The 23,326-nt window shown below is 73.8% G+C and carries 23 protein-coding genes; 9 read left to right on the top strand and 14 right to left on the bottom strand.

The annotated features are described in order from the left end of the window. Nucleotide 1 precedes the first annotated feature (1 nt). The 4 genes from sppA to FE634_RS09405 are packed head-to-tail and all read right to left on the bottom strand — an operon-like array spanning nt 2 to nt 4,573. A complete protein-coding gene (gene sppA, locus FE634_RS09420) occupies nt 2-1,723 on the bottom strand; it encodes a signal peptide peptidase SppA (protein ID WP_138875733.1) in 1,722 nt (573 codons plus the stop codon). Between the two features lie 52 nt (nt 1,724-1,775). Then, a complete protein-coding gene (locus FE634_RS09415; RefSeq protein WP_137291982.1) occupies nt 1,776-3,083 on the bottom strand; it encodes a hemolysin family protein in 1,308 nt (435 codons plus the stop codon). Nucleotides 3,084-3,102: 19 nt separating this feature from the next. After that, nucleotides 3,103-3,552 (bottom strand): rRNA maturation RNase YbeY, encoded by a 450-nt coding sequence (gene ybeY, locus FE634_RS09410; protein ID WP_137291983.1) that lies wholly within the window; start codon nt 3,550-3,552, stop codon nt 3,103-3,105. A gap of 7 nt (nt 3,553-3,559) precedes the next feature. Beyond that, a complete protein-coding gene (locus FE634_RS09405; protein ID WP_137291984.1) occupies nt 3,560-4,573 on the bottom strand; it encodes a PhoH family protein in 1,014 nt (337 codons plus the stop codon). Between the two features lie 115 nt (nt 4,574-4,688). Here FE634_RS09405 and FE634_RS09400 point away from each other — a divergent pair, with 115 nt between their 5' ends. After that, the gene (locus FE634_RS09400; RefSeq protein ID WP_137291985.1) at nt 4,689-4,955 is read left to right on the top strand and encodes a hypothetical protein; all 267 of its coding nucleotides are present in this window, start codon (nt 4,689-4,691) and stop codon (nt 4,953-4,955) included. A gap of 16 nt (nt 4,956-4,971) precedes the next feature. On the opposite strand, the gene FE634_RS09395 is transcribed toward FE634_RS09400, so the two are convergent. Beyond that, nucleotides 4,972-5,328: an HIT domain-containing protein gene (locus FE634_RS09395; RefSeq protein WP_137291986.1), complete on the bottom strand. Its 357-nt coding sequence runs from the start codon at nt 5,326-5,328 to the stop codon at nt 4,972-4,974. Between the two features lie 82 nt (nt 5,329-5,410). On the opposite strand from FE634_RS09395, the gene FE634_RS09390 reads away from it, so the two are divergent. The 4 genes from FE634_RS09390 to FE634_RS09375 are packed head-to-tail and all read left to right on the top strand — an operon-like array spanning nt 5,411 to nt 9,663. Then, nucleotides 5,411-5,929 (top strand): SigE family RNA polymerase sigma factor, encoded by a 519-nt coding sequence (locus tag FE634_RS09390; protein ID WP_246060486.1) that lies wholly within the window; start codon nt 5,411-5,413, stop codon nt 5,927-5,929. Further along, nucleotides 5,926-7,599: a Gmad2 immunoglobulin-like domain-containing protein gene (locus tag FE634_RS09385; RefSeq protein ID WP_138875732.1), complete on the top strand. Its 1,674-nt coding sequence runs from the start codon at nt 5,926-5,928 to the stop codon at nt 7,597-7,599. Before FE634_RS09390 ends, FE634_RS09385 begins: the two co-directional genes overlap by 4 nt. A gap of 38 nt (nt 7,600-7,637) precedes the next feature. Continuing rightward, nucleotides 7,638-8,594, top strand: a complete 957-nt coding sequence (locus FE634_RS09380) for a Gmad2 immunoglobulin-like domain-containing protein (protein WP_187366868.1) — start codon at nt 7,638-7,640, stop codon at nt 8,592-8,594. Between the two features lie 22 nt (nt 8,595-8,616). Next, complete coding sequence (locus FE634_RS09375) at nt 8,617-9,663, top strand: winged helix DNA-binding domain-containing protein (RefSeq protein ID WP_170981407.1); 1,047 nt, start codon at nt 8,617-8,619, stop codon at nt 9,661-9,663. 3 nt (nt 9,664-9,666) lie between these two features. Here FE634_RS09375 and FE634_RS09370 read toward each other — a convergent pair whose 3' ends face one another. The 3 genes from FE634_RS09370 to hrcA are packed head-to-tail and all read right to left on the bottom strand — an operon-like array spanning nt 9,667 to nt 12,663. Continuing rightward, entirely contained in the window at nt 9,667-10,413 is a 747-nt protein-coding gene (locus tag FE634_RS09370; protein ID WP_137291991.1) for a 16S rRNA (uracil(1498)-N(3))-methyltransferase, read from the bottom strand. Between the two features lie 8 nt (nt 10,414-10,421). Further along, on the bottom strand, nt 10,422-11,597 hold the full coding sequence (gene dnaJ, locus FE634_RS09365) for a molecular chaperone DnaJ (protein ID WP_137291992.1): 1,176 nt from the start codon (nt 11,595-11,597) through the stop codon (nt 10,422-10,424). Between the two features lie 55 nt (nt 11,598-11,652). Beyond that, nucleotides 11,653-12,663 carry a heat-inducible transcriptional repressor HrcA gene (gene hrcA / locus FE634_RS09360; RefSeq protein ID WP_138875728.1) on the bottom strand — a complete coding sequence of 337 codons (1,011 nt, stop codon included), beginning with the start codon at nt 12,661-12,663 and terminating at the stop codon, nt 11,653-11,655. Nucleotides 12,664-12,811: 148 nt separating this feature from the next. On the opposite strand from hrcA, the gene FE634_RS09355 reads away from it, so the two are divergent. From FE634_RS09355 to FE634_RS09340, 4 genes are read left to right on the top strand one after another with little or no spacing between them, the layout of a single operon-like run. Beyond that, nucleotides 12,812-13,567: a hypothetical protein gene (locus tag FE634_RS09355; RefSeq protein WP_138875727.1), complete on the top strand. Its 756-nt coding sequence runs from the start codon at nt 12,812-12,814 to the stop codon at nt 13,565-13,567. A gap of 31 nt (nt 13,568-13,598) precedes the next feature. Further along, the gene (locus tag FE634_RS09350) at nt 13,599-14,477 is read left to right on the top strand and encodes an MBL fold metallo-hydrolase (protein WP_137291995.1); all 879 of its coding nucleotides are present in this window, start codon (nt 13,599-13,601) and stop codon (nt 14,475-14,477) included. A gap of 52 nt (nt 14,478-14,529) precedes the next feature. Continuing rightward, nucleotides 14,530-14,754 carry a hypothetical protein gene (locus FE634_RS09345; RefSeq protein WP_138875726.1) on the top strand — a complete coding sequence of 75 codons (225 nt, stop codon included), beginning with the start codon at nt 14,530-14,532 and terminating at the stop codon, nt 14,752-14,754. Between the two features lie 35 nt (nt 14,755-14,789). Beyond that, nucleotides 14,790-15,629 (top strand): DUF3097 domain-containing protein, encoded by an 840-nt coding sequence (locus tag FE634_RS09340; protein ID WP_138875725.1) that lies wholly within the window; start codon nt 14,790-14,792, stop codon nt 15,627-15,629. A gap of 23 nt (nt 15,630-15,652) precedes the next feature. On the opposite strand, the gene hemW is transcribed toward FE634_RS09340, so the two are convergent. From hemW to lepA, 6 genes are all read right to left on the bottom strand, one after another. Then, nucleotides 15,653-16,879, bottom strand: a complete 1,227-nt coding sequence (gene hemW / locus FE634_RS09335; protein ID WP_148240533.1) for a radical SAM family heme chaperone HemW — start codon at nt 16,877-16,879, stop codon at nt 15,653-15,655. A 33-nt stretch (nt 16,880-16,912) separates the two neighbouring features. Then, nucleotides 16,913-17,854: a dioxygenase family protein gene (locus tag FE634_RS09330; protein ID WP_138875723.1), complete on the bottom strand. Its 942-nt coding sequence runs from the start codon at nt 17,852-17,854 to the stop codon at nt 16,913-16,915. A gap of 84 nt (nt 17,855-17,938) precedes the next feature. Then, nucleotides 17,939-19,759, bottom strand: a complete 1,821-nt coding sequence (locus FE634_RS09325) for an AMP-dependent synthetase/ligase (protein WP_138875722.1) — start codon at nt 19,757-19,759, stop codon at nt 17,939-17,941. A gap of 133 nt (nt 19,760-19,892) precedes the next feature. Next, a complete protein-coding gene (locus FE634_RS09320) occupies nt 19,893-20,465 on the bottom strand; it encodes an MOSC domain-containing protein (RefSeq protein WP_222847695.1) in 573 nt (190 codons plus the stop codon). Between the two features lie 48 nt (nt 20,466-20,513). Beyond that, on the bottom strand, nt 20,514-21,401 hold the full coding sequence (locus FE634_RS09315; RefSeq protein WP_138875721.1) for an aminoglycoside phosphotransferase family protein: 888 nt from the start codon (nt 21,399-21,401) through the stop codon (nt 20,514-20,516). Nucleotides 21,402-21,404: 3 nt separating this feature from the next. Beyond that, nucleotides 21,405-23,285 (bottom strand): translation elongation factor 4, encoded by a 1,881-nt coding sequence (lepA, locus tag FE634_RS09310; RefSeq protein WP_137292002.1) that lies wholly within the window; start codon nt 23,283-23,285, stop codon nt 21,405-21,407. Nucleotides 23,286-23,326 lie beyond the last annotated feature (41 nt).

Here is a 23,326-nt window from a genome sequence, read left to right as displayed (position 1 = left end):
CTCAGCCTAGGAGACGCAGCCCGGGCGGCATCGAGAGCACCCCGTGGGTGAGCGGCAGGCCCACCGCCTCGGACAGCCGGGCCAGCACCGCCTCCGGGCCGCCGGGGCCGACGGTCGCGGCCGTGGTGAGCGACGCCGCGGCCGGCGACTCGCTCGACTCCGCCACCCGCAGCTGGCGCAGGAACTCCAGCGGGGACGGCGTGCGCAGGGCCACGTCGTCGACGTCGAGCCCGACGAGGGCGCAGACCCGTTCGAGCGCGAGGCGGGTGCCGCCGAGGTGGTCGACCAGGCCGCGCTCGGCGGCGTCGCCGCCGGTCCACACCCGTCCGCGCGCGAGCGGCTCGAGGACGTCGAGGGCGAGCCCCCGGTCGGCCGCGGCCTTGGCGGTGAAGTCGGCGTAGACGTCGTCGAGCCAGGTGTCGAGCACCGCGCGCTCCTCGTCGGTGAACGGCCGGCTCGCGGTCATCATCGCCGCCCGCGGACCGGCGCTGACCGACTCGTGCACGATGCCGGCGCGGTCCAGGAGCCGCTCCACGACCATCTTGCCGGCCAGGACGCCGATCGAGCCGGTGAGCGTGGTGGGCTGGGCGACGACCTCGTCGGCGCCCATCGCGACGAAGTAGCCCCCGGACGCCGCGACCGTGCCCATCGCGGCGACGACCGGGCGGCCGGACTCGCGCAGCCGCAGCACCTCGCGGCGGATCGCGTCGCTGGCGACGTACGAGCCGCCAGGGCTGTCGACGCGCAGGACCACGGCGCGGACGTCGTCGTCGCGACCGACCTCGCGCAGCCGCGCGCCGACCCGCTCGGCCCCGGCCTGTCGCGCCGTCCCCGGGCCGAGGACGATCGGGCCGGTCACGTCGACGACGGCGACCCTCGGCTGGTGCCGCCGCGTCACCGCGCGCAGCGCCTGGCCCGCTCCCCCGGGCCCGTCGCCGGCGTAGCGGTGCACGTAGCGAGGCTCCCAGGCCGGCGTCCAGGTCTCCCGGGCCCACGCGCGCACCTCGTCGGCGTAGCCGAGCCGGTCGACGAGGCCGGCGTCCAGCGCGGCCGCGGCGCTCAGCGGTGCGACCGCCATCGCCGCGCGCACCTGGTCCTCGGTGAGCGAGCGGCGGGCCGCCACCCGCGTGACGGTGTCGTCGACGACGGCGTCCGCGAGCCGCTGGGTCATCTCGCGGTTGGCCTCGCTGACCTCGCGCCCGGCGAGCTGCTCGGCGGCCGACTTGTACTCGTGGCGCTGCCCGAACTCGGGGTCGACGCCGAGCTTCTCCAGGCCACCGCGCAGCAGGGTGATCCCGGCGCTCACGCCGACCAGCCCGACCGCGCCCGACGGCTGGAGCCAGATCTCGCGCGCGTGGACCGCGACCCGGTAGCCGGCCAGGCCGCTGCCCAGCTCGCCGAACGTCTCGGTCCACGCCACCGACGGCTTGTCCTGCGAGAAGTCCGCGACCAGCGCGCCGACCTCGTCGGCCTGGGCGAGGGTGAGCGGGCAGGTGCCGACGTGCACGAGCAGGCCGAGGACGTCGTCGTCGCCCGCCGCACGCCGCAGCCCCTCGCCGAGCGCCCGCAGCGTCGGTGCCTGGCGCAGCCGCAGGGCCTCGAGGGGGCTGCCCGGCGGTCCGACCTGGACGCCGTGGGACAGGTCGAGCTCGAGCACGGTCCGCGGGCGGTCGCCCCCGAGGCCGGGGAGCCGGTCGATCAGGGGCAGGGCGCGCAGCTTCATGCGACCGACCCTAGGAGGCCGCTCCCAAGCAGCCGCGGGCCCGCCCGGGGCGTCAGTCGTCGGACGGCTCGTCGCCGGCCGGCTCCGGCGCCGGGACGGCGACCGGGCGGATCCGCACGGTGCCGACCTTGTTGCGGCGGCCGGCGACGTCCTCGGCCTCGAACCGCAGGCCGTGCGCCTCCACCACGGAGCCGGCGATCGGCACCCGGCCCAGGTGCTTGGCCATCAGGCCGCCGACGCTGTCGACGTCCTCCTCCTCGACGTCGAAGCCGAAGAGCTCGTCGAGGTCGTCGACGGGGTAGCGCGAGGAGACGCGGTAGCCGCCGTCGAGCCCGTCGACCTCGTCGAGCTGCTCGACCTCGACCTCGTCCTCGTCGAACTCGTCGGTGATCTCCCCGACGATCTCCTCCAGGAGGTCCTCGATGGTGATCAGGCCGGCGGTGCCGCCGTACTCGTCGACGACGACGGCGATGTGCTGGCGGTCGGCCTGCATCTGCCGCAGCAGGTCGTCGACCGGCTTGGACTCCGGCACCCACAGCACCGGCCGCATGGCCTCCTCGACGTGCTGGGTCAGCTCGATGTCGGGGTCCTCGAAGTCGCGGCGGACGACGTCCTTGAGGTAGGCGAAGCCCCGGATGTCGTCGAGGTTCTCCCCGACGACCGGCAGCCGCGAGAAGCCGCTGCGCAGGAACAGCGACATCGTCTGGCGCAGGTTCTTGTAGTGCTCGATGTAGACGACGTCGTTGCGCGGCACCATCACCTCGCGCACGGTGGTGTCGCCGAGCTCGAAGACCGAGTGGATCATCCGCCGCTCGCCCTCCTCGATCAGCGCCGACGCCTCGGCGATGTCGACCATCTCGCGCAGCTCGGTCTCGCTCGAGAACGGACCCTCGCGGAAGCCGCGGCCGGGGGTGATGGCGTTGCCGAGCAGGATGAGCAGCCGCGGCAGCGGGCCGAGCACCGTGGTGAACGCCGACAGCGTGCCGGCCGAGAGCAGGGCGACGGTCTCGGAGTGCTGGCGGCCCAGGGTGCGCGGTCCGACGCCGATGACGACGAACGAGACGACCAGCATCACCCCGATGGCGACGAGCACGCTGATCCACCACTCGCCGTCGAGGGCCTCGTCGAGGTCGAGGGTGACGAGCACGATCGCGGAGATCTCGCACAGCAGCCGCAGCAGCAGCGCGGTGTTGAGGTGGCGCGGGGCGTCCTCGAGCAGCCGGACCAGCTGCTTGGCGCCGGCCCGCTCCTCGGTGACGAGCTCGGCGGCGCGGGCCTTGGAGAACGACCCCAGCGCGGCGTCGACGGCGGTGAAGACGCCGGCCAGGACGACCAGGACCGCGGCCAGGAACCAGGTCACCGGCGGGGCGGGACGCGGGTCATGCGGTGCGCCACTCCCCCAGGATCTCGTCCTGGAGGGCGAACATCACCCGGTGCTCCTCGGGCTCGGCGTGGTCGTAGCCGAGCAGGTGCAGGATCCCGTGCGTCGTGAGCAGCTCGATCTCGGCGACGGTGCCGTGCCCGGCCGTCTCGCCCTGCCGCGCGGCGATCGCGGGGCACAGCATGATGTCGCCGAGCACGCCCTCCTCGGGCTCCTCGTCGACCAGGCCGGGGCGCAGCTCGTCCATCGGGAAGGCCAGCACGTCGGTCGGGCCCTCCTTCTCCATCCACTGCTCGTTGAGCTGGGCGATGGTGTCCTCGTCGACGGCCTTGATGCACAGCTCGGCGAGCGGGTGCACCCGCATCCGGTCCATCACGAACCGGCTCAGCCGGGCCAGGTGCTGCACGTCGACGTCGAGCCCCGACTCGTCGATGACCTCGATCGTCACGAGCTGCTCACCTGGTCTGCTCCTTGGCGTTCTGGAGTCCCCCGCGGGCGTCGAACTCGTCGTAGGCCGCGACGATGCGGCCCACGAGCCGGTGCCGCACGACGTCGTGGCTGGTCAGCCGCTGGAAGGAGATGTCCTCGACGTCGTCGAGGATCCCCTGGATGACCCGCAGGCCGGACTTCGTGCTGCCCGGCAGGTCGACCTGGGTGACGTCGCCGGTGACGACGATCTTCGAGCCGAAGCCGAGGCGGGTCAGGAACATCTTCATCTGCTCGGGCGTCGTGTTCTGCGCCTCGTCGAGGATGATGAAGCTGTCGTTGAGGGTGCGACCGCGCATGTAGGCCAGCGGCGCGACCTCGATGGTGCCCGCCGCGAGCAGCTTGGGGATGGTGTCGGGGTCGATCATGTCGTGCAGCGCGTCGTAGAGCGGGCGCAGGTAGGGGTCGATCTTCTCGCTGAGCGTGCCCGGCAGGTAACCCAGGCTCTCCCCGGCCTCGACGGCCGGGCGGGTCAGGATGATCCGGTTGGCCTGCTTGTTCTGCAGGGCCTGGACCGCCTTGGCCATGGCGAGGTAGGTCTTGCCGGTGCCGGCCGGGCCGATGCCGAAGGTGATCGTGTGCTTGTCGATGGAGTCGACGTAGCGCTTCTGGTTCAGCGTCTTGGGTCGGATCGAGCGGCCGCGGTTGCTCAGGATGTTGAGCGAGAGCACGTCGGCGGGTCGCTCGGTGGTCTCGGTGCGCAGCATCGTGATCACGCGCTCGACGGTCTCGGACGTGATGCCCTGGCCGGTGCGGATGATGGTGACGAGCTCGTCGAGCAACCGCTCGGCCAGCGCCACCTCGCCCGGCTCGCCGCGCAGGGTGATCCGGTTGCCGCGGACGTGGATCTCGGCCTGGAAACCGCCCTCGATGATGCCGAGGTGCTCGTCGCCCGGACCGAGGAGGGTGACCATGTCGATGCTGTTGGGGACCACCACGGTGTGGCGGGTCTGGAGGTCACCGGTGCTGTGGGAGTCGGTCATGGGTGCCCGGGGCGGGCGGCCTTTCGGTCGGGATGTCGTGAGGAGTCCATGGTACGCCGCGGGCCACGGGCCCTTCCACCGCGTAACCCGGGGCCCGAGGTCGTACCGTGTGACCATGCAGCGCGACGAGTTCGACGAGGACCTCGCGCCCGACGACGCCGGCGAGCCGGCGCCGCCCTCCTGGTTCCCCGGCGGGATGCTGCCCGAGGACGCGCGCCGGATGGGGCTGACCCACCACGTCCCCGACGGGGCGCTCCTCGACTTCGCCGGCAACCTCGACGGCACCAAGCCGCTGCACCGCATCACCGCGTGGGTGCTGCTGGTGGTCTTCGGGATGCCGGTGCTCTTCGCGGTGCTCCGGATCGTCCTCGCCGTCCTGTGAGGCACCGGCGTCCGGGTCAGCCGGGCGGCCAGCCGAACGAGCGGCCCGCGAGCACGTGCAGGTGGGCGTGGAAGACCGTCTGGCCGGCCCCGGACCCCGTGTTGAACACGAGCCGGTAGTCGTCGTGGCCCTCCGCGGCGGCGACCGCGGCCGCCGTCCGCACCAGCTCGGCCGAGGCCTCCGGGTCGGCGGCGGCCAGGGCGGCGGCGTTCTCGTGGTGGTCGCGCGGCACGACGAGCACGTGGGTCGGCGCCTGCGGGCTCAGGTCCCGGAACGCGACCGTGCGCTCGGTGCTGTGCAGCACCTCGGCCGGGATGTCACCGGCGACGATCTTGCAGAACAGGCAGTCATCGACAGCGGTCACGGACGTCATGGGCACCCACGGTAAACCCCGGGGCACCGGTGCGCGTCCCACTACCGTGATCACCCATGTCGGCACCGAGGACGAGGCAGTCGTGAGCGGGTCCCGCGACTGGGACGCCGACCGGGCCGTCGAGTCCCTCTACGCCGCCCACTGGCGCCAGCTGGTCCGGCTCTCGGTGCTGCTCGTGCGCGACCTCGGGACCGCCGAGGAGGTCGTCCAGGACGCGTTCGTCGCGATGCACGGCCACTGGCGACGCCTGCGCGACCCCGACAAGGCGCTGTCCTACCTGCGCCAGGCGGTGGTCAACCGCTCCCGCTCGGTGCTGCGCCACCGCGGCGTCGTCGACCGGCACGCCGCTCGCGAGCGGCTGCCGGACCCGGCCGGCCCGGCCGACGAGCCCGCACTGGCCCGCGCCCGCCGCGAGGTCGTGCTCGACGCGCTGCGGGCGCTGCCCGGGCGCCAGCGCGAGGTGCTCGCGCTGCGCTACTACCTCGACCTCAGCGAGGCCGACATCGCCGATGCCCTGGGCATCAGCCGCGGTGCGGTCAAGTCCCACGCCTCCCGCGGAGCCGCCGCGCTCCGCGTCCTCCTGGACGGAGCAGACCTGTGACGACCCCCGATCCCTGGCAGCACCGGCACGACCGGCACGACGACGACCTGCGCGCCCTGGTCGGCGACGCCGTCGCCGACGTCGAGCCGACCGACCGGCTCGCGGCCATCCGGGCCCGGACGACGCCGCCGCCCCGCCGCGGCTGGTGGGCGGCCGGCGGCTCGGCGCTGCTCGCGGCCGCGGTCGTGGTGGCCGTCGCGGTCGTCGTCGACCGCGGCGACGGCGACGACCCGGACGTGGCCGCACCGACGACCGAGCCCACCACGGCCTCGCCCTCGGCGCCCCCCGACACCGCGCCGGCCGGCCGCACCCGGGCCGTGGGCCTCTACTTCCTGGGCGACACGCCCGAGGGGACCCGGCTGTTCCGCGAGTTCCAGCAGGTGCCCCGGTTCGACCCCGCCCAGGACCTGCTGGTGGCGGTCGAGGCCCTGGCCGCGCCCGACGACCCCGACTACCGCACCGCGTGGCCGGCCGGCTCGGTGACCGGCGCCCGGGTCGTCGACGGCCAGGTGCGGGTGCAGCTGTCCCCGGACGCACCGGACGACGACCTGGCCCTGCAGCAGCTGCGGGCCACGGTCGCGGCGGCGTCCGGGCTCCAGTCGATCACGTTCTCGCGCGGCGCCGAGCCGTTCACCGTCGAGGCCGACCCCGACGCCCTGGCCCTGGTGAGCATCAGCGACCCCCGCGAGGGCCGCACGGTGTTCGGCAGCTTCACCGCCCGGGGCGTGGCGAACTCCTTCGAGGCGACCGTGCCCTGGCAGCTCGTCGACGCCGACGGGACCGTGGTGGCGGAGGACTCGGCGACGGCCGAGGGGGCCGACGACCGGCTCTACCCGTGGGAGACCGAGATCGACGTCTCCGACCTCGAGCCCGGCACCTACACCTTCGTCGCCCGGACCGACGACCCCACCGGCGGCGAGGGCGTCGCGCCGACCCAGGACACCCGCACGATCGTCGTCGCGGCCGAGGACGCCGGCTCCGGGGGCACCGGCGAGGCGGGCGCGGGGACGGCGGCCTACTTCGTCGGGCCCGGGCCCGACGGACCCGACGCCCCGGCCGAGGTGCTCTACCGGTCGACGTCGACCGGCGCCACCGCCCTCGAGGCGCTGATGGCCGGGCCGACCGACCCCGACCACCGCACCCGGTGGCCCGAGGGCTCGCTGCTGTCGTACGAGGTCGGCGCGGACGTCGTCCGGGTGGTCGTCGAGGGCGGCCCGACCGACGACGCCCTCGCCGTCCAGCAGCTCGTCGCGACGCTCCAGGCCGCCGAGGGCGTCGACCTGCCCGTCGAGCTCGTGGACGCCGGCGGTGAGCGGGTCGTGGCGCCGACGGCCGCGCAGGACGAGCTGGTGGTCCAGTCGCACGTGCAGATCCACGCACCTGACGAGGGCGCCGTCGTCAGCGGCGCGTTCACCGCCTCCGGGGTGGGGAGCTCGTGGGAGGGCTCGATCTTCTGCCAGCTCCTCGACGCCGCGGGCGACGCGGCGTGGGCGAGGGCGACCGTCAACGGCGGCCTGCTCGACGACACCCTCGAGCCCTGGGAGACACGGGTGGAGCTGGCCCGGGTCGAGCCCGGCGACTACACGCTCCGTTGCACCACCGACGACCCGACCGCCGGCACCGAGGGCCGGGGCACCGACGTCGACACGCGCACCCTCAGAGTCGGATGAACCACCGATCCACCGCCCGACGACGGAAGGATGGACCCATGAACCTCAGGACCCGTGGAGCCGCCCTCGCCCTCGCCGCCCCCCTGGCGCTCGGCCTCCTGGCCGGCTGCGGCGACGACGAGCCCGAGCCGGCGTCGTCCGACACCGGCACCGACGCCTCCGACCCGAGCCCGAGCCCGAGCGAGGCGCCGAGCAGCGCACCCGGCGACGGACCGAGCAGCAGCCCGGAGGAGTCCGGGGCCCCGTCGACCGAGCCGGGCGAGCCCGGCGCCACGACCGCGGCACCGGTCTACTTCACCGGTGACTCCCCGTTCGGGCAGCGGCTCTACCGCGAGTTCCGCGAGGTCGGGTCCGACAACCCGCTCGAGGAGGCCGCCGCGCTGCTCGTGGCCGGCGACGCGCTCGACCCCGACTACGGCACGCTGCTGAACGGCGTCAGGATCGAGGCGGTCGCCCAGGAGGACGGCGCCCTCGTGGTCACCCTCGCCGAGGACTCGGTGACCAGCCCCGACAAGAGCCTGTCCCCCGCCGACGCCAGGCTCGCCGTCCAGTCGCTCGTCTACACGCTGCAGGGCGTCGCCGGGTCCCGCCTGCCGGTCCGCGTCGTCCTCGCCGACGGCGCCCCCGTCGACCTGCTCGGCCAGCCCACCGGCGACGGCGTCGAGGCGGCCAAGCCGCTGAAGGTGCTCGCCCTGGTCAGCCTGACCACGCCCGAGGAGGGTGCGACGGCGAGCGGCACCCTCAGCGTCGAGGGCGTGGCGTCCTCGTTCGAGGCGACGGTGCCGTTCTTCGTCACCGACGCCTCCGGCTCGGAGGTGCTGCGCGACTTCGCCACGGCCGAGGGCTGGCTCGACGACCTCTACCCGTGGTCGGCGGAGGTCGACATCTCCTCGCTGGCCCCCGGCGAGTACGTCCTGCACGCGATGACCGACGACCCCAGCGGCGGTGAGGGCCCCGGCCCCTACGAGGACACCCGCACCTTCACCGTCGGCTAGCGCACCCGGCCCGGTCGACGACGTGAGGCTCTCGCCGCAGGCCTTGAACCGCACGCTGCTGCGGCGCCAGCACCTGCTCGAGCGCACCGGCGCCAGCGTCGTCGAGGAGTGCCGCCACCTCCTCGGGCTCCAGGCCCAGGAGAGGCTGCCGCCGTTCCTGTCGCTCGCGGCGCGACTGTCGTCGTTCGACCCCGACGACGTCACCCGCGGCCTCGAGGACCGCTCCCTGGTCCGCCTGCTGACGATGCGCGGCACCGTCCACCTGCTCGCTGCCGAGGACGTCGGGCTGCGCGCCTTCACCGCGACGGTGCACGAGCGCGAGATCCGGGCCAGCCAGAACGTCGGGACGGCGCGCGACGTCGACCGGGCGGCGTTCCTGGCCGCCCTCGACGAGGTGCTCGCCGGCGGGCCGCTGCCGCAGAGGGCGATCGGCGCGGCGCTGGCCGAGCGGTTCCCGGACCACCCCGCCACCCGACTCGGCCAGCTCGCGCGCTCGGCCGCGCCGCTGGTGCAGCTGCCGCCGCGCGGCACGTGGCGCGGTGCCGGCGGCGTCGTGTACGACCGCGCCGACCGCTGGACCGGTCGCCCGCTCGACGCGCCGGCCCCCGAGGACGTCGTCCGCCGCTACCTCCGGGCGTTCGGTCCGGCCACGGCGGCCGACGTGACGGCGTGGTCGGCGGTGACCCGGCTCGGGCCGGTCGTCGCGGCGATGGGCGACCTCGTCGTGCACGAGGACGAGGACGGCCGCACCCTGTACGACGTCGAGGGGGCACCGCTGGCGGCCGGCGACGAGCCCGCCCCGGTCCGGCTCCTGGGCACCTACGACAACGTCTGGCTCTCGCACGCCCGGCGCGACCGGGTCACCGCGCCCGGGGCGCGCGACGCCTGGTCCGGCGTCAACGGCGCCTCGGCGATGACGCTGTTCGTCGACGGCTGGCTGACCGGCCTGTGGCACGTCGTGGAGGGCCGCGTCGTCGTCCTCGAGACGCTGCGCGACCTGACCCGCGCCGAGCGGGACGATCTGGCCGAGGAGTCGGCCCGGGTCGAGGCGCTGCTCGCGACCCGCTGAGGGTCAGGACCAGCGCGGGGTGCGAGCCAGCAGCGCGCCGACGGCGACGACCCCGGCGGTGGAGGTCCGCAGCACCTCCGCACCGAGCCGGACGCCGTGCGCACCGGCCGCGACGAGGGCCGCGACCTCGTCGTCGCTCAGGCCACCCTCGGGGCCCACGACCACCACGACCCGCCCGGACGCCGGCACCGCGATCGCGGCGAGCGGCGACGTGGAGGCCTCGTGCAGGACCACCGCGAGGTCGGCCCCGGCGACCAGCCGGACGACGTCCGCGGTGCTCGCCAGCGGGGTCACCACCGGGTGCCAGGAGCGGCGGGCCTGCTTGGCCGCCTCGCGTGCCGTCGCCCGCCAGCGGGCCAGCGACTTCTCGGCGCGCTCGCCCTTCCAGACCGCGACCGACCGGGACGCGGCCCACGGGACGACCTCGGCGACCCCCACCTCGGTGAGCACCTCGACGGCGAGCTCGCCGCGGTCGCCCTTCGGCAGGGCCTGCACGACGGTGATCGCGGGTGACGGCTCCGGCACGACGTCGACCGCGTCGACGACCACCGCGAGCCGGCGCTTGCCGGTCTCGGCCACCGTGCCGGTCACCGACGTGCCGGCGCCGTCGGTGAGCACCAGGCGCTCGCCGACGCGGGTCCGCCGCACCGCGACGGCGTGGTGCGCCTCGTCGCCCTCGACCTCGACCCGGTCGCCGGCCGCCGGGGCCGGGTTGCCGAGCGAGGGGACGAGGTGGACGGGGAGCGACACGGCGCTGCTCAGTGACCGAAGAGGCGACCGAAGACGGACTTCTGCTGGGCCTTGACCTGACCGGTCGGCTGCTCCTCGCCGCGCAGGGCGGCGAGCTCGCGCAGCAGCTCCTCCTGGCGGGCGTCGAGCCGACCGGGCGTCTCGACGACCACGGAGACGACCAGGTCGCCGCGTCCGCCGCGCAGGCCGGGGACGCCGCGACCCCGCAGCACCTCCTGCGAGCCGGACTGCGTGCCGGGCTCGATGACGAGGTCGAACGACGTCTCGACGCCGGGGTCGGCGCCTGCCGAGGACCCGGCCCCCTCGACGTCGGCCTCCAGGGTCGGCAGCGTGAGGGTGGTGCCGAGGGCGGCCGCGGTCATCGGCAGCGTGACCGTGCAGTGCAGGTCGTTGCCGTGGCGGGTGAAGGTCTCGTGCGCGGCGACCTGGATCTCGACGTACAGGTCGCCGGCCGGCCCGCCGCCGGGGCCGATCTCACCCTGCTCGGCGAGCTGGACCCGGGTGCCGGTGTCGACGCCGCCGGGGATCTTGACCGTGAGGGTGCGGCGCGAACGGACCCGGCCGTCGCCGGAGCACTCGCGGCACGGCTCCGGGATGATCGTGCCGAAGCCGCGGCAGGCGGCGCACGGGCGCAGCGTGCGCACCTCGCCCAGGAACGAGCGCTGCACGTGGGCGACCTCGCCCTGGCCGCGGCAGGTCTCGCACGGCACGGGGTGGCTGCCGGGCGCGGCGCCGTCGCCCTGGCAGGCGGTGCACAGGACGGCGGTGTCGACCTTGAGCTCGCGCGAGACGCCGAAGGCGGCCTCGGCCAGGTCGATCTCGATGCGGATCAGGGCGTCCTGGCCGCGCCGCATCCGCGACCGCGGGCCGCGACCGCCCCCACCCTGACCGCCCGGACCACCCTGGCCGCCGAAGAAGGCGTCCATGATGTCGGTGAACGAGAAGCCGGCGCCCTGGCCGAAGCCGCCGCCGAACGGGTCGCCGCCCCGGTCGTAGGCCGCCCGCTTCTGCGGGTCGGAGAGCACCTCGTAGGCCGCCGAGACCTCCTTGAACCGCTCCTGGGTCTCGGGGTCCGGGTTGACGTCGGGGTGGAGCTGCCGGGCGAGCTTTCGGTAGGCCTTCTTGAGGGCGTCGGCGTCTGCGTCGCGCGACACCCCGAGGAGGTCGTACAGGTCCTGGCTCAACTGTGTTCCTTCGTGCGAGGGGTCGTGGGTGTGGTGCTGGGGTGGGATGGAGGCCTCAGGCCTCGTCGAGGATCCGGGAGACGTAGCGGGCGACCGCACGCACCGCTGCCATCGTGCCCGGGTAGTCCATCCGGGTCGGGCCGACGATGCCGAGCGTGGCCAGCGCGTCGTCGTGCGGGCCGTAGCCCGTGGTGACCACGCTGGTGGAGGAGAACTGCTCGATCGGGCCCTCGGCGCCGATCCGGACGGTGACGGTGCCGGCCGCGGAGGCCTCCCCCATCAGCTTGAGGAGCACCACGTGCTCCTCCAGCGCCTCGAGGAGCGGACGGACCGCGGAGTCGAAGCTGTCGCCGTAGCGGGCGAGGTTGGCGGCGCCGCCCACGGCGACCCGCGAGTCGGAGCGGTGGTCGCTCATCGCGTCGACCAGGACGCCGGCGACCAGCGCGCTGGGTCCGGGCTCGGCCTCGGCGAGGTCGCGCAGCGCGGTGGCGGCCTCGGCGATCACCTCGCCGGTGGCGCTGAGGTTCACGCGGGTGCGGAGCCGGGCGAGGTCGTCGTCGGCGATCGGCGAACCCAGCTCGACCAGGCGCTGCTCGACGCGACCGCTGCTGAGGATCAGCACCGCCAGCAGCCGGTCAGGGGCGAGGGCGACCAGCTCGACGTGGCGCACCGTCGAGCGCGAGAGCGTGGGGTACTGCACGACGGCGACCTGGCGGGTCAGCTGCGAGAGCAGCCGCACCGAGCGGGTGACGATCTCGTCGAGGTCGACGGCACCGTCGAGGAAGCTGGAGATGGCGCGCTTCTCCGCACCGGTCATCGGCTTGACCGTGGTCAGCCGGTCGACGAAGAGGCGGTAGCCCTTGTCGGTGGGCACCCGGCCCGCGCTGGTGTGCGGCTGGGTGAGGTAGCCCTCGTCCTCCAGGGCGGCCATGTCGTTGCGGACCGTGGCCGGGGAGACGTTGAGGCCGTGCCGCTCGACGAGGGCCTTGGACCCGACCGGCTCCTCGGTCGAGACGTAGTCCTCGACGATCGCACGAAGGACGGCGAGCCGTCGTTCCTCCTGCATGCCGCCTCCTGTCCGCTGCCGCTGACCCGCCGGCGGGTGCTGGCACTCGTCGTCCGGGAGTGCCAAGCCTACCGCCTCGTCGTGACGGCACTTGTCATCCCCGGGGAGATGTAGGTTAGGCTTGCCTTATTCGTCTGGAGGAGTTCCGATGACCTCGCTCGACCACCGCAGCACCACCACCGGCCCCTGGCAGTCCGAGCCGGCCCGGCTCGCCCGTGCGGCCCGCAGCATCCTGGCCTGCCCCGCCGGGGTGAACCTCGTCGTCGACGGCGTCGAGGACGTGCTCGGCGACCTCGGCGAGTCCGGCGGCGAGCTCGGCATGCAGGACCTCGGGGGCGTCCCCACGTTCTCCAGCCCGGTCGGCACCCGGCTCGCGGCCGCCGCCGCCGACGGCCGCCGCGCCCTGCTCACCCTCGAGAGCGGCGTCGGCCGCCCCGGCTCGACCGAGCGGGAGGCCGTCGTCACCCTCGGCGGGCGGCTCGAGACCCGGGGCCTCGAGACCTGCGAGTGCTGCTGCGACGAGCGCGAGACCCTCGTCCTCGTCGTCGACCTCGTCGTGCTGTCGCAGCCCACGGCCCCCGGCGACGGGCGGCAGCGGGTCCCGGTCGAGCACTTCCGCTCCGCCGAGCACCTGCTGAACGGCGGCTACCTCCAGCGCTCGACCGAGCACGCCAACCTCTGCCACCAGGACGAGCTGCGCCGGGCGGTCAGCACGACCACCGGCACCCGGCTCGCGGACGTCATCGGCGTCGCGCTCGCCGGCCTCTCCCCCGCCGGGGTCGACGTCCAGTGGGTCGACGTCGAGGGCTCCCACGTGCACCGGCTGGTCTTCCGCCGGGTCGCGAGCACCACCGAGGAGCTCGGCGAGCTGCTGCGCACGGAGCTGCACGCCGGCCTCTGCTGAGGGTGGGGCCGGGCGTCCGTACGCTCGCCCCATGCCGTTCACCGAGATCGCCGACCGGGTCTGGGTCGCGCGCCACGCGTGGTTCGACGTCAACGTGACGCTCGTGCGCGGTGAGCGCGGGCTGCTCGTCGTCGACACGCTCGCCTCGGGCTCCGCGGCGCGCCAGGTCGTCGCCGACGTCGCCGCGCTCGGGCTCGGCCCCGGCGTCGAGGTGGTCGAGGTGGTCAACACCCACGAGCACTTCGACCACGTGCTCGGCAACGCCACCCTGCGGGCGGCCTACGGCGAGGTGCCGATCCGCGCGCACGAGACGGCGGCCGCGAACGTCGCCGCGGCCGTGGAGCGCGTCAAGCAGCGCTACGCCGACCCCGACGACGGCGCCGACGACCCGCACGCGGCCGAGGTGGTCGCCAGCGACGTCGTCGTGCCCGACCACACCTTCTCCTCGGCGGTGGTCGTCGACCTCGGCGACCGCCAGGTCGAGCTGGTCCACCCCGGGCGCGGCCACACCGCCGGCGACCTGGTGGCCCGCATCCCCGACGTCGACGTCGTCCTGGCCGGCGACCTGGTCGAGGAGTCGGCCGACCGCGAGGCGACCCCCGGGTTCGGGCCCGACTGCTTCCCGCTCGAGTGGCCGCTGTCCCTCGACGTCGTCCTCGGCCTCACCACGGCCGCCACCGTCGTCGTGCCGGGCCACGGGGCCGTGGTCGACCGCGAGTTCCTCGAGGACCAGCGCAACGCCATCGGCGTGATGGCCGAGACGATCCGCGACCTCGCCGGCCGTGGCGTCCCGGCCGCCGACGCGCTCGCCCAGGCCGAGTGGCCCTTCCCCGTGCGCCACCTCGAGGACGCCGTCCGCCGGGCCTACGAGCAGCTCCCGCGGGCGCAGAAGCGGCTCCCCCTCATCTGAGCACGCCCGCCCAGGTGGTCCCGCCGGCGCGACGGCGTCGTAGGTTCGCACCATGAGCGAGTCCGAGAACGAGTCCGCACCCGAGGGCATCAGCGACGAGCAGCTGCCCGCCGACCTGGTGCCCGGTGACGACAACCCGCTGGCCGGCGGTCTCGACGACGGCGAGACCGTCGACGACCTGCTGACCGGCGGCAAGACGGCCGAGCAGCCCGAGGAAACCGACGTCGACGCGGGCGGGTCCCCCACGTCACAGGACGGCGCCAACGGCGCGTCCTGACCGCCGCTGTCGGTGCCCGCGCCTAGCGTGAGCGGGTGGATCGCTACGGCACCGACGTCCTGTCCGGAGACTGGCGCGCGCCCAAGCGCGGGCGCGCCGCCGAGGCGGCGGCCGACCCCGGGCTCGTCGTCGAGGAGGTCATGACCGACTTCGTCGGCGAGATCGTCGCGGTCGACCGCGACCTCGACACGCTCACGCTCGAGGACCGGCGCGGCAAGCGCCGCACCTTCCCGCTCGGCCCCGGCTTCCTGCTCGAGGGCCGGCCGGTCATCCTCAGGCCCCCGGCCCGAGCCGGCGCGCCCGCCCGGCCCACGCGCACGGCGTCCGGGTCGGTCGCGGTGCACGACGCCCGGGCCCGGGTCGCGCGGGCGAGCCGGATCTTCGTCGAGGGCCGGCACGACGCCGAGCTCGTCGAGAAGGTGTGGGGTGACGACCTGCGCATCGAGGGCGTCGTCGTGGAGTACCTCGACGGCGTCGACGACCTCGCCGAGCACCTGCGCGACTTCCGACCCGGCCCCGAGCGCCGCGTCGGCGTGCTCGTCGACCACCTGGTGCCCGGCTCCAAGGAGAGCCGGATCGCCCAGGCGGTCGCGTCCTCGCCGGTCGGGAAGCACGTGCTGATCGTCGGGCACCCCTACGTCGACGTCTGGGCCGCGGTGAAGCCCGGCCGGGTCGGGCTCGAGCGCTGGCCCGACGTCCCGCGCAGCATCGAGTGGAAGAAGGGCGTCTGCCAGCACCTCGGCTGGCCGCACCGCGACCAGGCCGACATCGCCCGCGCCTGGAAGCAGATCCTCGGCCGGGTCGGCTCCTTCCACGACCTCGAGCCGGCGCTGCTCGGCCGCGTCGAGGAGCTCATCGACTTCGTCACCGGCTGACCCCGGCCAGTCAGCCCGGCGGGTCAGCCCAGCAGGTCGCGGACGACGGCGTCGGCGAGCAGCCGGCCGGGCCGGGTGAGCAGCAGCCGCCCGTCGTCGACGACCGCGAGCCCGGCCTCGACGACCGGCCCCACCCCGTCGGTCGACTCCAGCACGTCGAGGGCCAGGCCCTCGGCGAGCCGCACCTCCAGCAGCACCCGCTCCAGCCGGCGGGTGTCGTCGTCGAGCACCTCGCGGGCGTGCGCGGGGCTCAGCCCGGAGGCGAGCCGCTCGGCGTAGGGGACGGGGTGCCGGACGTTCCACCAGCGGGTCCCGCCGACGTGGGAGTGCGCGCCGGGCCCGACGCCCCACCAGTCGCCGCCGCGCCAGTAGGCCAGGTTGTGCCGGCACCGGGCTGCCTCGTCGCGGGCCCAGTTGGAGACCTCGTACCAGCCGAGGCCGCCCGCGGCGAGCCGGTCGTCGGCGAGCACGTACTTGTCGGCGAGGTCGTCGTCGTCGGGCATGGGGAGCTCGCCGCGCCGCACCCGGCGGGCCAGCGCGGTGCCGTCCTCGACGATCAGCGAGTACGCCGAGACGTGGTCGGGCTCGCAGGCGAGCGCGACGTCGAGCGACGTCGCCCAGTCCTCCAGCGACTCCCCCGGCGTGCCGTAGATGAGGTCGAGGCTGACCTGCTCGAAGCCGGCCGCGCGCGCCCAGTCGACGACGTGGGGCACCCGGAGCGGGTCGTGGGTGCGGTCCAGGACGCGCAGCACGTGGTCGACGGCGGACTGCATGCCGAACGAGACCCGGTTGAACCCGACCTCGCGCAGCTGCTCGAGGTCCTCCGGCCCGACCGAGTCGGGGTTGGCCTCGGTGGTGACCTCGACGTCCGCGGCGAGCCCGAACTCGGCGCCGATCGCGGCGACCACCGAACCGAGGTCGGCGGGGCTCAGCAGCGTCGGCGTGCCGCCGCCCAGGAAGATCGTCGACACCGGCAGGTCCACGTCGCCGAGCACGCGGCGGGCCCGGCGCACCTCGGCGACCGCCGAGGCGGCGTAGGTGCCGCGGGAGGTCCCGCCGCGCCCGTCGGCCCCGGGCGCACCCAGCTCCTCGGCGGTGTAGGTGTTGAAGTCGCAGTAGCCGCACCTCACCCGGCAGAACGGCACGTGGACGTAGAAGGAGAAGCTGCGCTCCCCGAGACCGGACAGGGCGGAGTCGGGCAGGCTGCCGTCGTCGGGCACCGGGTCACCGGCGGGCAGGACGGAGGGCATGGCTCCATCCTCGCGCAGCGGCCCGACCCCCGGTCAGACGGGCACGTTCAGCGTCAGCACGTAGCCGTCGGCGAGCGAGCCGGAGACCTTCGCCATCTGCAGCGAGTAGCCGTCGGAGAAGACCATGTCGTCGCTCAGGCTGGTCTGCTCCAGGGTGGCCACGCTGGCCGCGTAGCCCTCGGCGTTCGCGTAGACCTCGCGGGCCGTGGCCTCGGGGATGGCGAGCTGCGAGGTGCGCAGCTTGCGCTCGGCACCCGTCGCCGCGGCGAGGCTCTCGTAGACCTCGAAGTGCATGTGCGGCCAGCGGCCGGAGTAGGCGGCCGGGAAGATGGTGGTGAACTCGACCCAGCCGTCGCGGTCGGTCTCCTGGACGCCGCGCAGGTAGTTCTCCTCGGCGATCGACTCCGAGTACATCGAGTACTCACCGTCGCGGTCGCAGTGCCACAGGTAGATCGCCGCGCCGGCGAGGGCGGTCGCGTCGTCGCCGTCGAGGTCGTAGACCTTGAGGCGGACCGTCGTCGGGACGCCCGCGGCGACCCCCGAGGCGGACCCGAAGCTCGAGGTGATGTCGCTGCGGACGACGCCGGACTCGGTGAGCACGTTCACGCCGTTGGAGCCGTCCCCGGGGTAGGGGCCGGCGGTCTCCTCGGGGATCTCGCCGTCGGCGACGTCGACGGCGGACCCCTGGCCGCCGGCCGCGGGGGGTGCGCCAGCGGCGCCCCGGCTCGCCGACGGGTTGGTGGCGGACGCCGTCGGGCCCGGCGGGTCGTCGGCCGCGCAGCCGACCACGGCGACGGCGCCGATGCCGCCGAGCACGGTCAGCAGGCCGCGACGGCCCAGCGCCGCGCGCCGGTGCTCGGCGATCCTCACCAGGTCGTGCGACAGACCGAGGTCGTGACCCTCCGGCCCGTGGCCGTCGGAGTCGTGGCCGTCGGAGTGGTGGTCGGGGTGGGGGCGGGTCGGCTCGCTGCTCATGACCCGAGGGTGACCGCCACGCCTGTGCGTCTGCTGAGGGACGCCTCGGCCCCGGGTGTGGACACACCCGGGGCCGACGACGACTCAGGCGTAGAAGCCGGCGATCAGGTCCTCGTGCCTGGCCTCGACGACGTTCCGCTTGACCTTGAGCGACGGGGTGAGCTCGCCGGACTCGATGGTGAGGTCCTCGTCGAGGATCTCCCACTTCTTGATGGTCTCCCAGCGGTTGAGCTTGGCGTTGAGCTCCTCGACGTAGCCGCTGACCATCGCGTGGGCCTTCTCGGAGCGCACGACCTCGGTGTAGCCCTTGCCGGCCAGCCCGTTCTCCTCGGCCCACACCGCCATGGCGTCGGGGTCGAGGGTGATCAGCGCGACCACGAAGTTGCGCTCGCTGCCGAAGACCAGGAACTGGCTGGCGTAGGGGCAGAGCGCCTTGAACTTCGCCTCGATCGCCGGCGGGGCGATGTACTTGCCGCCCGAGGTCTTGAAGAGGTCCTTGATCCGGCCGGTGATGGTGAGGAAGCCGTCGGCGTCCAGCGAGCCCTTGTCACCGGTGTGCAGCCAGCCGTCGGCGTCGATCGTGCGGGCCGTCTCGTCGGGGTTGTTGTGGTAGCCGGCCATGATGTGGGGCCCGCGCAGCAGCACCTCGTCGCCCTCGCCGATCTTCACCTCGGCGCCCGGGAGCGCCGGGCCGACGGTGCCCATCTTGTAGTGGTCGGGGTGGTTGACCGTGGCGCCGGCGGCGTTCTCGGTCATCCCGTAGCCCTCGAGGATCTTCACGCCGGCGGCGTGGAAGAACGCGGCGATCTCGGGGTTGAGGGCAGCCGAGCCGGAGATGAAGAAGCGCACCCGTCCGCCGAACCGGTCGCGCACCTTGCTGAAGACGAGCTTGTCGAACAGCCCGTGCTGCAGCTTCATCCCGACCGGGATGGACTTGCCCTCGATCCTGCGCCGGTCGACCTCGAGGCCGACGGCGAAGGCCTTCTTGAAGATCTTCTCCTTCGCACCGCCCTCGGCGGCCTGCATCGTGACGATGCGGGCGTGCGCCTTCTCGAAGATGCGCGGGGCCGCGCCCATGAAGGTGGGCTTCACCACCGCCAGGTTGTCGACGATCTTGTCGACGCGACCGTCGATGGCCGTCGCGAAACCGCAGGCGAGCTGGGCCGACAGCAGCACCTTGCCGAACGAGTGGGCCATCGGGAGCCAGAGGAACTGCAGGTCGGACTCGTCGAGGATCTTCTGCGCCTCGATGGCCGCGCCCTCGTAGACCCAGGAGCGGTGCAGCAGCCGCACGCCCTTGGGCCGGCCGGTGGTGCCGGAGGTGTAGATGAGGGTGGCGAGCTGGTCGGCGGGGATCGCCCGCGCCTTCTCCTCGACGATGCCGGGGTGCTCGGTGAGGTAGGCGTCGCCGAGCTCGGCGAGGGCGTCGAGCGTCAGGACGCGGTCGCCGTCGGCGGTGCCGTCGAAGGTGATGATCTTGACCAGCTCGGGCAGGTCCGCGGCCTGCTCGGCGATCTTGGCGAGCTGGACGTCGTCCTCGGCGAAGACGAAGCGGCACGAGGCGTCGCCCAGGATGAACCCGGTGTCGTCGGCGTTGGTGCTCGGGTAGACCGTGGTGGTCGCGCCGCCGGCGCACATGATGGCGAGGTCGGCGAGGATCCACTCGTAGCGGGTGCCCGACGCGATCCCGACCCGCTGCTCGGACTCGAGCCCGAGGGAGAGCAGGCCGGCGGCGAGGCGGCTGACGAGGTCGCCGGCCTGCTGCCACGTGACGGACTCCCACGACTCGCCGCGGGGGAAGCGGAAGGCCTCGGAGCCGGGTGAGACCTTCACCCGCTCGATGAACTGCACGGCCACGTTCTGCGGCATGGTGTCGACGAACGACGTGTCGTGATTGACGGGCATGTTGCTCCTGGGCTCGACCGGGCGGGTACGGGTTGCGACGTAACCTAGATCACTTCACCTACCAGCGGGTAGACAACCCGCGTGCTGACACGGTTTGCCACCGCCGCGCCGGGCCACGGAGCCGCTTTCCCGCTCAACCGCGCGGGGTCCGCATGACCTCGCCGAACCACGACGACACCGTCACGCCGGTGCCCGGACGGTGCACCACCTCGACCGCGTCGCCGGCCCGCAGCAGGCCCGGCGAGACGACCCGCAGGTACGCGCCGGGGCGGCCGTCCTCGGCGAAGCGGCGGGCCCAGGCCCGGTTGTCGTAGCCCTGCCGGCCGAGCCAGACCTGGAAGGTGCGGCACGGCGTGCGGAACATCGTCACCTCGACCACGACGTCCGCCCCGATCCGCCACCGCTCGCCGATCTCCGCGCCGTTGACGTCGACGCCCCGGGTCGTGAGGTTCTCCCCGAACGTGCCGTCGGGGACGTCGGCGCCGAAGGTCCCCGCCCACCGGTCGAGGTCCTCGCGGGCGAAGGCGTAGAGCGCCTTGTCCGGCCCGCCGTGGTGGCGCCGGTTGGACACCTCGTCGCCTTCGAGGCCGAGCGGGCCCACCGACACCGGACCGCTGACGGTGGCCTTCTCGATCGACGTCCGGCCGCTGCGCACCCACCGCACCGGCTGCGGCCGGCCGACGTGGACCGAGACGATGACCGACACCGCCCCATCCTCCCACCCGACCGCCCCCGAGGCGCCGAGGCGTCGGGGTCAGTCCTGCACGGCCTTGGCGATGCTCACGCAGCGGGTGATCCGGTCGCCGTCCGGCCGGTGCGCCGCCAGCGCCCGGACCACGTCGCCGAGCATGCGGACCACGACCCAGTCGCGGGCCCGGTCCTCGTCGAGGCCGGCGGCGTCGACGGCGGCGTGGAAGCGGCGCCGCACCCCGCCGCGGACGTCGCCGTCGAGCTCGTCCCAGCGGTGGAGGAGCAACGGCGCGACCTCGTAGTGCGGGTCGCCGCTGAGCGGCTTCGGGCCGACCGCCAACCACGGCTCGCGGTCGGCGGCGAGCACGGTCCCGTAGTGCAGGTCGGTGTGGACCAGGGTGCCGGTGCTGGCCGGGTCGGCGACGAACCCGCGACCGAGCGCCACGGCCTGCTCGACCATCCGGTGCGGCACCGGGGCGTCGCGCGGGAGGTCGGCCAGCGCCTCGGTCCAGCGCTCGACGTGGGTCGTGAGGAGCCTCAGCTGGGGCGGGGCCGGCACGTGCAGGCGCGCGTAGAGCCCGGCGACGACCTCGCAGGCCTCGAGGTCCCAGTGATCGGTCAGGTCGACCGGGTGCAGCCGCTCGAGGAGCAGGGCGCCGCGGCGCGGGTCGGCGCGCAGCAGCAGCGCCGCGCCGTCGCCGTGCCAGTGCTGCAGCGCGAGGTGCTCGTGCTCGGACTCCTCCTCGCGGGGGTGCACCTTCAGCACGGCGGCGCGGTCGTCGGCGTCGCGCACCGGGAGCACCAGGGCGCGGCGCCCGGGCACCGGCTCGCCGTCGCTGGTCAACCGCCACTCCGCCAGCAGGTCGCGGACCAGCCGCGGCAGCGCGTCGAGCCAGGCCGCCCGGTCGGGCCCGTCCGCGCCGGCCGGCCCGGCGGGACCGCCTCGGTCCACGGACTACTTCTTGCCCTTCTCGGACGCCGACCCGGCGCCGTCGTTGGAGAGCGCGGCGACGAACGCCTCCTGGGGGACCTCGACGCGGCCGACCATCTTCATCCGCTTCTTGCCCTCCTTCTGCTTCTCCAGCAGCTTGCGCTTGCGGGTGATGTCACCGCCGTAGCACTTGGCCAGCACGTCCTTGCGGATGGCGCGGATGTTCTCGCGGGCGATGATCCGGGCGCCGATGGCGGCCTGGATCGGCACCTCGAACTGCTGGCGCGGGATGAGCTCCTTGAGCTTGCCGGCCATCATCACGCCGTAGCCGTAGGCGGCGTCCTTGTGCACGATCGCGCTGAACGCGTCGACCGGCTCGCCCTGGAGCAGGATGTCGACCTTGACCAGGTCGGCGGCCTGCTCGCCGGAGCGCTCGTAGTCGAGGGAGGCATAACCCTTGGTGCGCGACTTCAGCTGGTCGAAGAAGTCGAAGACGATCTCGCCCATGGGCAGGGTGTAGCGCATCTCGACGCGGTCCTCGGACAGGTAGTCCATGCCGCCGAGCATGCCGCGCTTGGCCTGGCACAGCTCCATGATCGTGCCGATGTAGTCGCTCGGGCTGAGGATCGTGGCCTTGACGACGGGCTCGCGGACCTCGTCGATCTTCATCTCGGGGAACTCGCTGGGGTTGGTCACCTCGATCGAGGTGCCGTCCTCGAGGATCACCTCGTAGACCACGTTGGGGGCGGTCGAGATGAGGTCGAGGTCGAACTCGCGCTCGAGGCGCTCGCGGGTGATCTCCATGTGCAGCAGCCCGAGGAACCCGACGCGGAACCCGAACCCGAGGGCACCGGAGGTCTCGGGCTCGTAGACGAGGGCGGCGTCGTTGAGCTGGAGCTTCTCGAGGGCCTCGCGCAGGTCGCCGTACTGGTCGCCGTCGATCGGGTAGAGACCGGCGTAGACCATCGGGTTGGGGTGCTTGTAGCCGCCCAGCGCCTCGGTCGCGCCGTGGTGCTGGGTGGTGACGGTGTCGCCGACCCGCGACTGGCGCACGTCCTTGACCCCGGTGATCAGGTAGCCGACCTCGCCGACGCCGAGGTCGCTGGACTTGACCGGCTCGGGGCTGATCACGCCGACCTCGAGCATCTCGTGGACGACGCCGTTGGACATCATCTTGATCCGGTCGCGGTGGGTGAGCTTGCCGTCGACGACGCGGACGTAGGTGACCACGCCGCGGTAGGTGTCGTAGACCGAGTCGAAGATCAGCGCCCGCGCCGGCTTGTCGGCGTCGCCGACCGGGGGCGGGGTCTCGGCCACGATGTGGTTGAGCAGCTCGGCGACGCCCATGCCGGTCTTGGCGCTGACCCGGAGCACGTCGTCGGGGTCGCAGCCGACCAGGCCCGCGATCTCCGCGGCGTACTTCTCGGGGTTCGCGCTGGGCAGGTCGATCTTGTTGAGCACCGGGATGATGTGGAGGTCGGCGCCCATCGCGAGGTACAGGTTGGCCAGCGTCTGGGCCTCGATCCCCTGCGCGGCGTCGACGAGCAGGACGGCGGCCTCGCACGCCTCGAGGGAGCGGGAGACCTCGTAGGTGAAGTCGACGTGGCCCGGCGTGTCGATCATGTTGAGCACGTAGGTGCCCGGCTCGGCCTTCTCGTCGTTGCCGGCCGGCACGGTCCACGGCATCCTGACAGCCTGGCTCTTGATGGTGATGCCGCGCTCGCGCTCGATGTCCATCCTGTCGAGGTACTGCGCCCGGGCGGCGCGCGCGTCGACGACGCCGGTCAGCTGCAGCATCCGGTCGGCCAGGGTCGACTTCCCGTGGTCGATGTGGGCGATGATGCAGAAGTTCCGGATGATCGCGGGGTCGGTGTGACCGGGTTTCGGAGCGGTGGAGGCAGCCATGAGGGCTCCAGTGTCCCCGACGGGTGCGCGCGGGGCGAAAT

Origin of the sequence: Nocardioides sp. S-1144 (assembly GCF_005954645.2) — a bacterium.
GTDB classification, from domain to species: Bacteria; Actinomycetota; Actinomycetes; order Propionibacteriales; family Nocardioidaceae; genus Nocardioides; species Nocardioides dongxiaopingii.
This window is presented reverse-complemented; position numbering and strand designations above follow the sequence as displayed.

Excerpts from the sequence above, each read along its gene's own strand:
- hrcA (WP_138875728.1), bottom strand. The coding sequence starts at position 12,663 with ATGCAGGAGGAACGACGGCTCGCCGTCCTTCGTGCGATCGTCGAGGAC.
- FE634_RS09380 (WP_187366868.1), top strand. The coding sequence starts at position 7,638 with ATGAACCTCAGGACCCGTGGAGCCGCCCTCGCCCTCGCCGCCCCCCTG.
- FE634_RS09405 (WP_137291984.1), bottom strand. The coding sequence starts at position 4,573 with ATGACCGACTCCCACAGCACCGGTGACCTCCAGACCCGCCACACCGTG.
- FE634_RS09345 (WP_138875726.1), top strand. The coding sequence starts at position 14,530 with ATGAGCGAGTCCGAGAACGAGTCCGCACCCGAGGGCATCAGCGACGAG.
- FE634_RS09355 (WP_138875727.1), top strand. The coding sequence starts at position 12,812 with ATGACCTCGCTCGACCACCGCAGCACCACCACCGGCCCCTGGCAGTCC.
- FE634_RS09350 (WP_137291995.1), top strand. The coding sequence starts at position 13,599 with ATGCCGTTCACCGAGATCGCCGACCGGGTCTGGGTCGCGCGCCACGCG.
- lepA (WP_137292002.1), bottom strand. The coding sequence starts at position 23,285 with ATGGCTGCCTCCACCGCTCCGAAACCCGGTCACACCGACCCCGCGATC.
- FE634_RS09330 (WP_138875723.1), bottom strand. The coding sequence starts at position 17,854 with ATGAGCAGCGAGCCGACCCGCCCCCACCCCGACCACCACTCCGACGGC.
- FE634_RS09325 (WP_138875722.1), bottom strand. The coding sequence starts at position 19,759 with ATGCCCGTCAATCACGACACGTCGTTCGTCGACACCATGCCGCAGAAC.
- FE634_RS09395 (WP_137291986.1), bottom strand. The coding sequence starts at position 5,328 with ATGACGTCCGTGACCGCTGTCGATGACTGCCTGTTCTGCAAGATCGTC.
- sppA (WP_138875733.1), bottom strand. The coding sequence starts at position 1,723 with ATGAAGCTGCGCGCCCTGCCCCTGATCGACCGGCTCCCCGGCCTCGGG.
- hemW (WP_148240533.1), bottom strand. The coding sequence starts at position 16,879 with ATGCCCTCCGTCCTGCCCGCCGGTGACCCGGTGCCCGACGACGGCAGC.
- FE634_RS09400 (WP_137291985.1), top strand. The coding sequence starts at position 4,689 with ATGCAGCGCGACGAGTTCGACGAGGACCTCGCGCCCGACGACGCCGGC.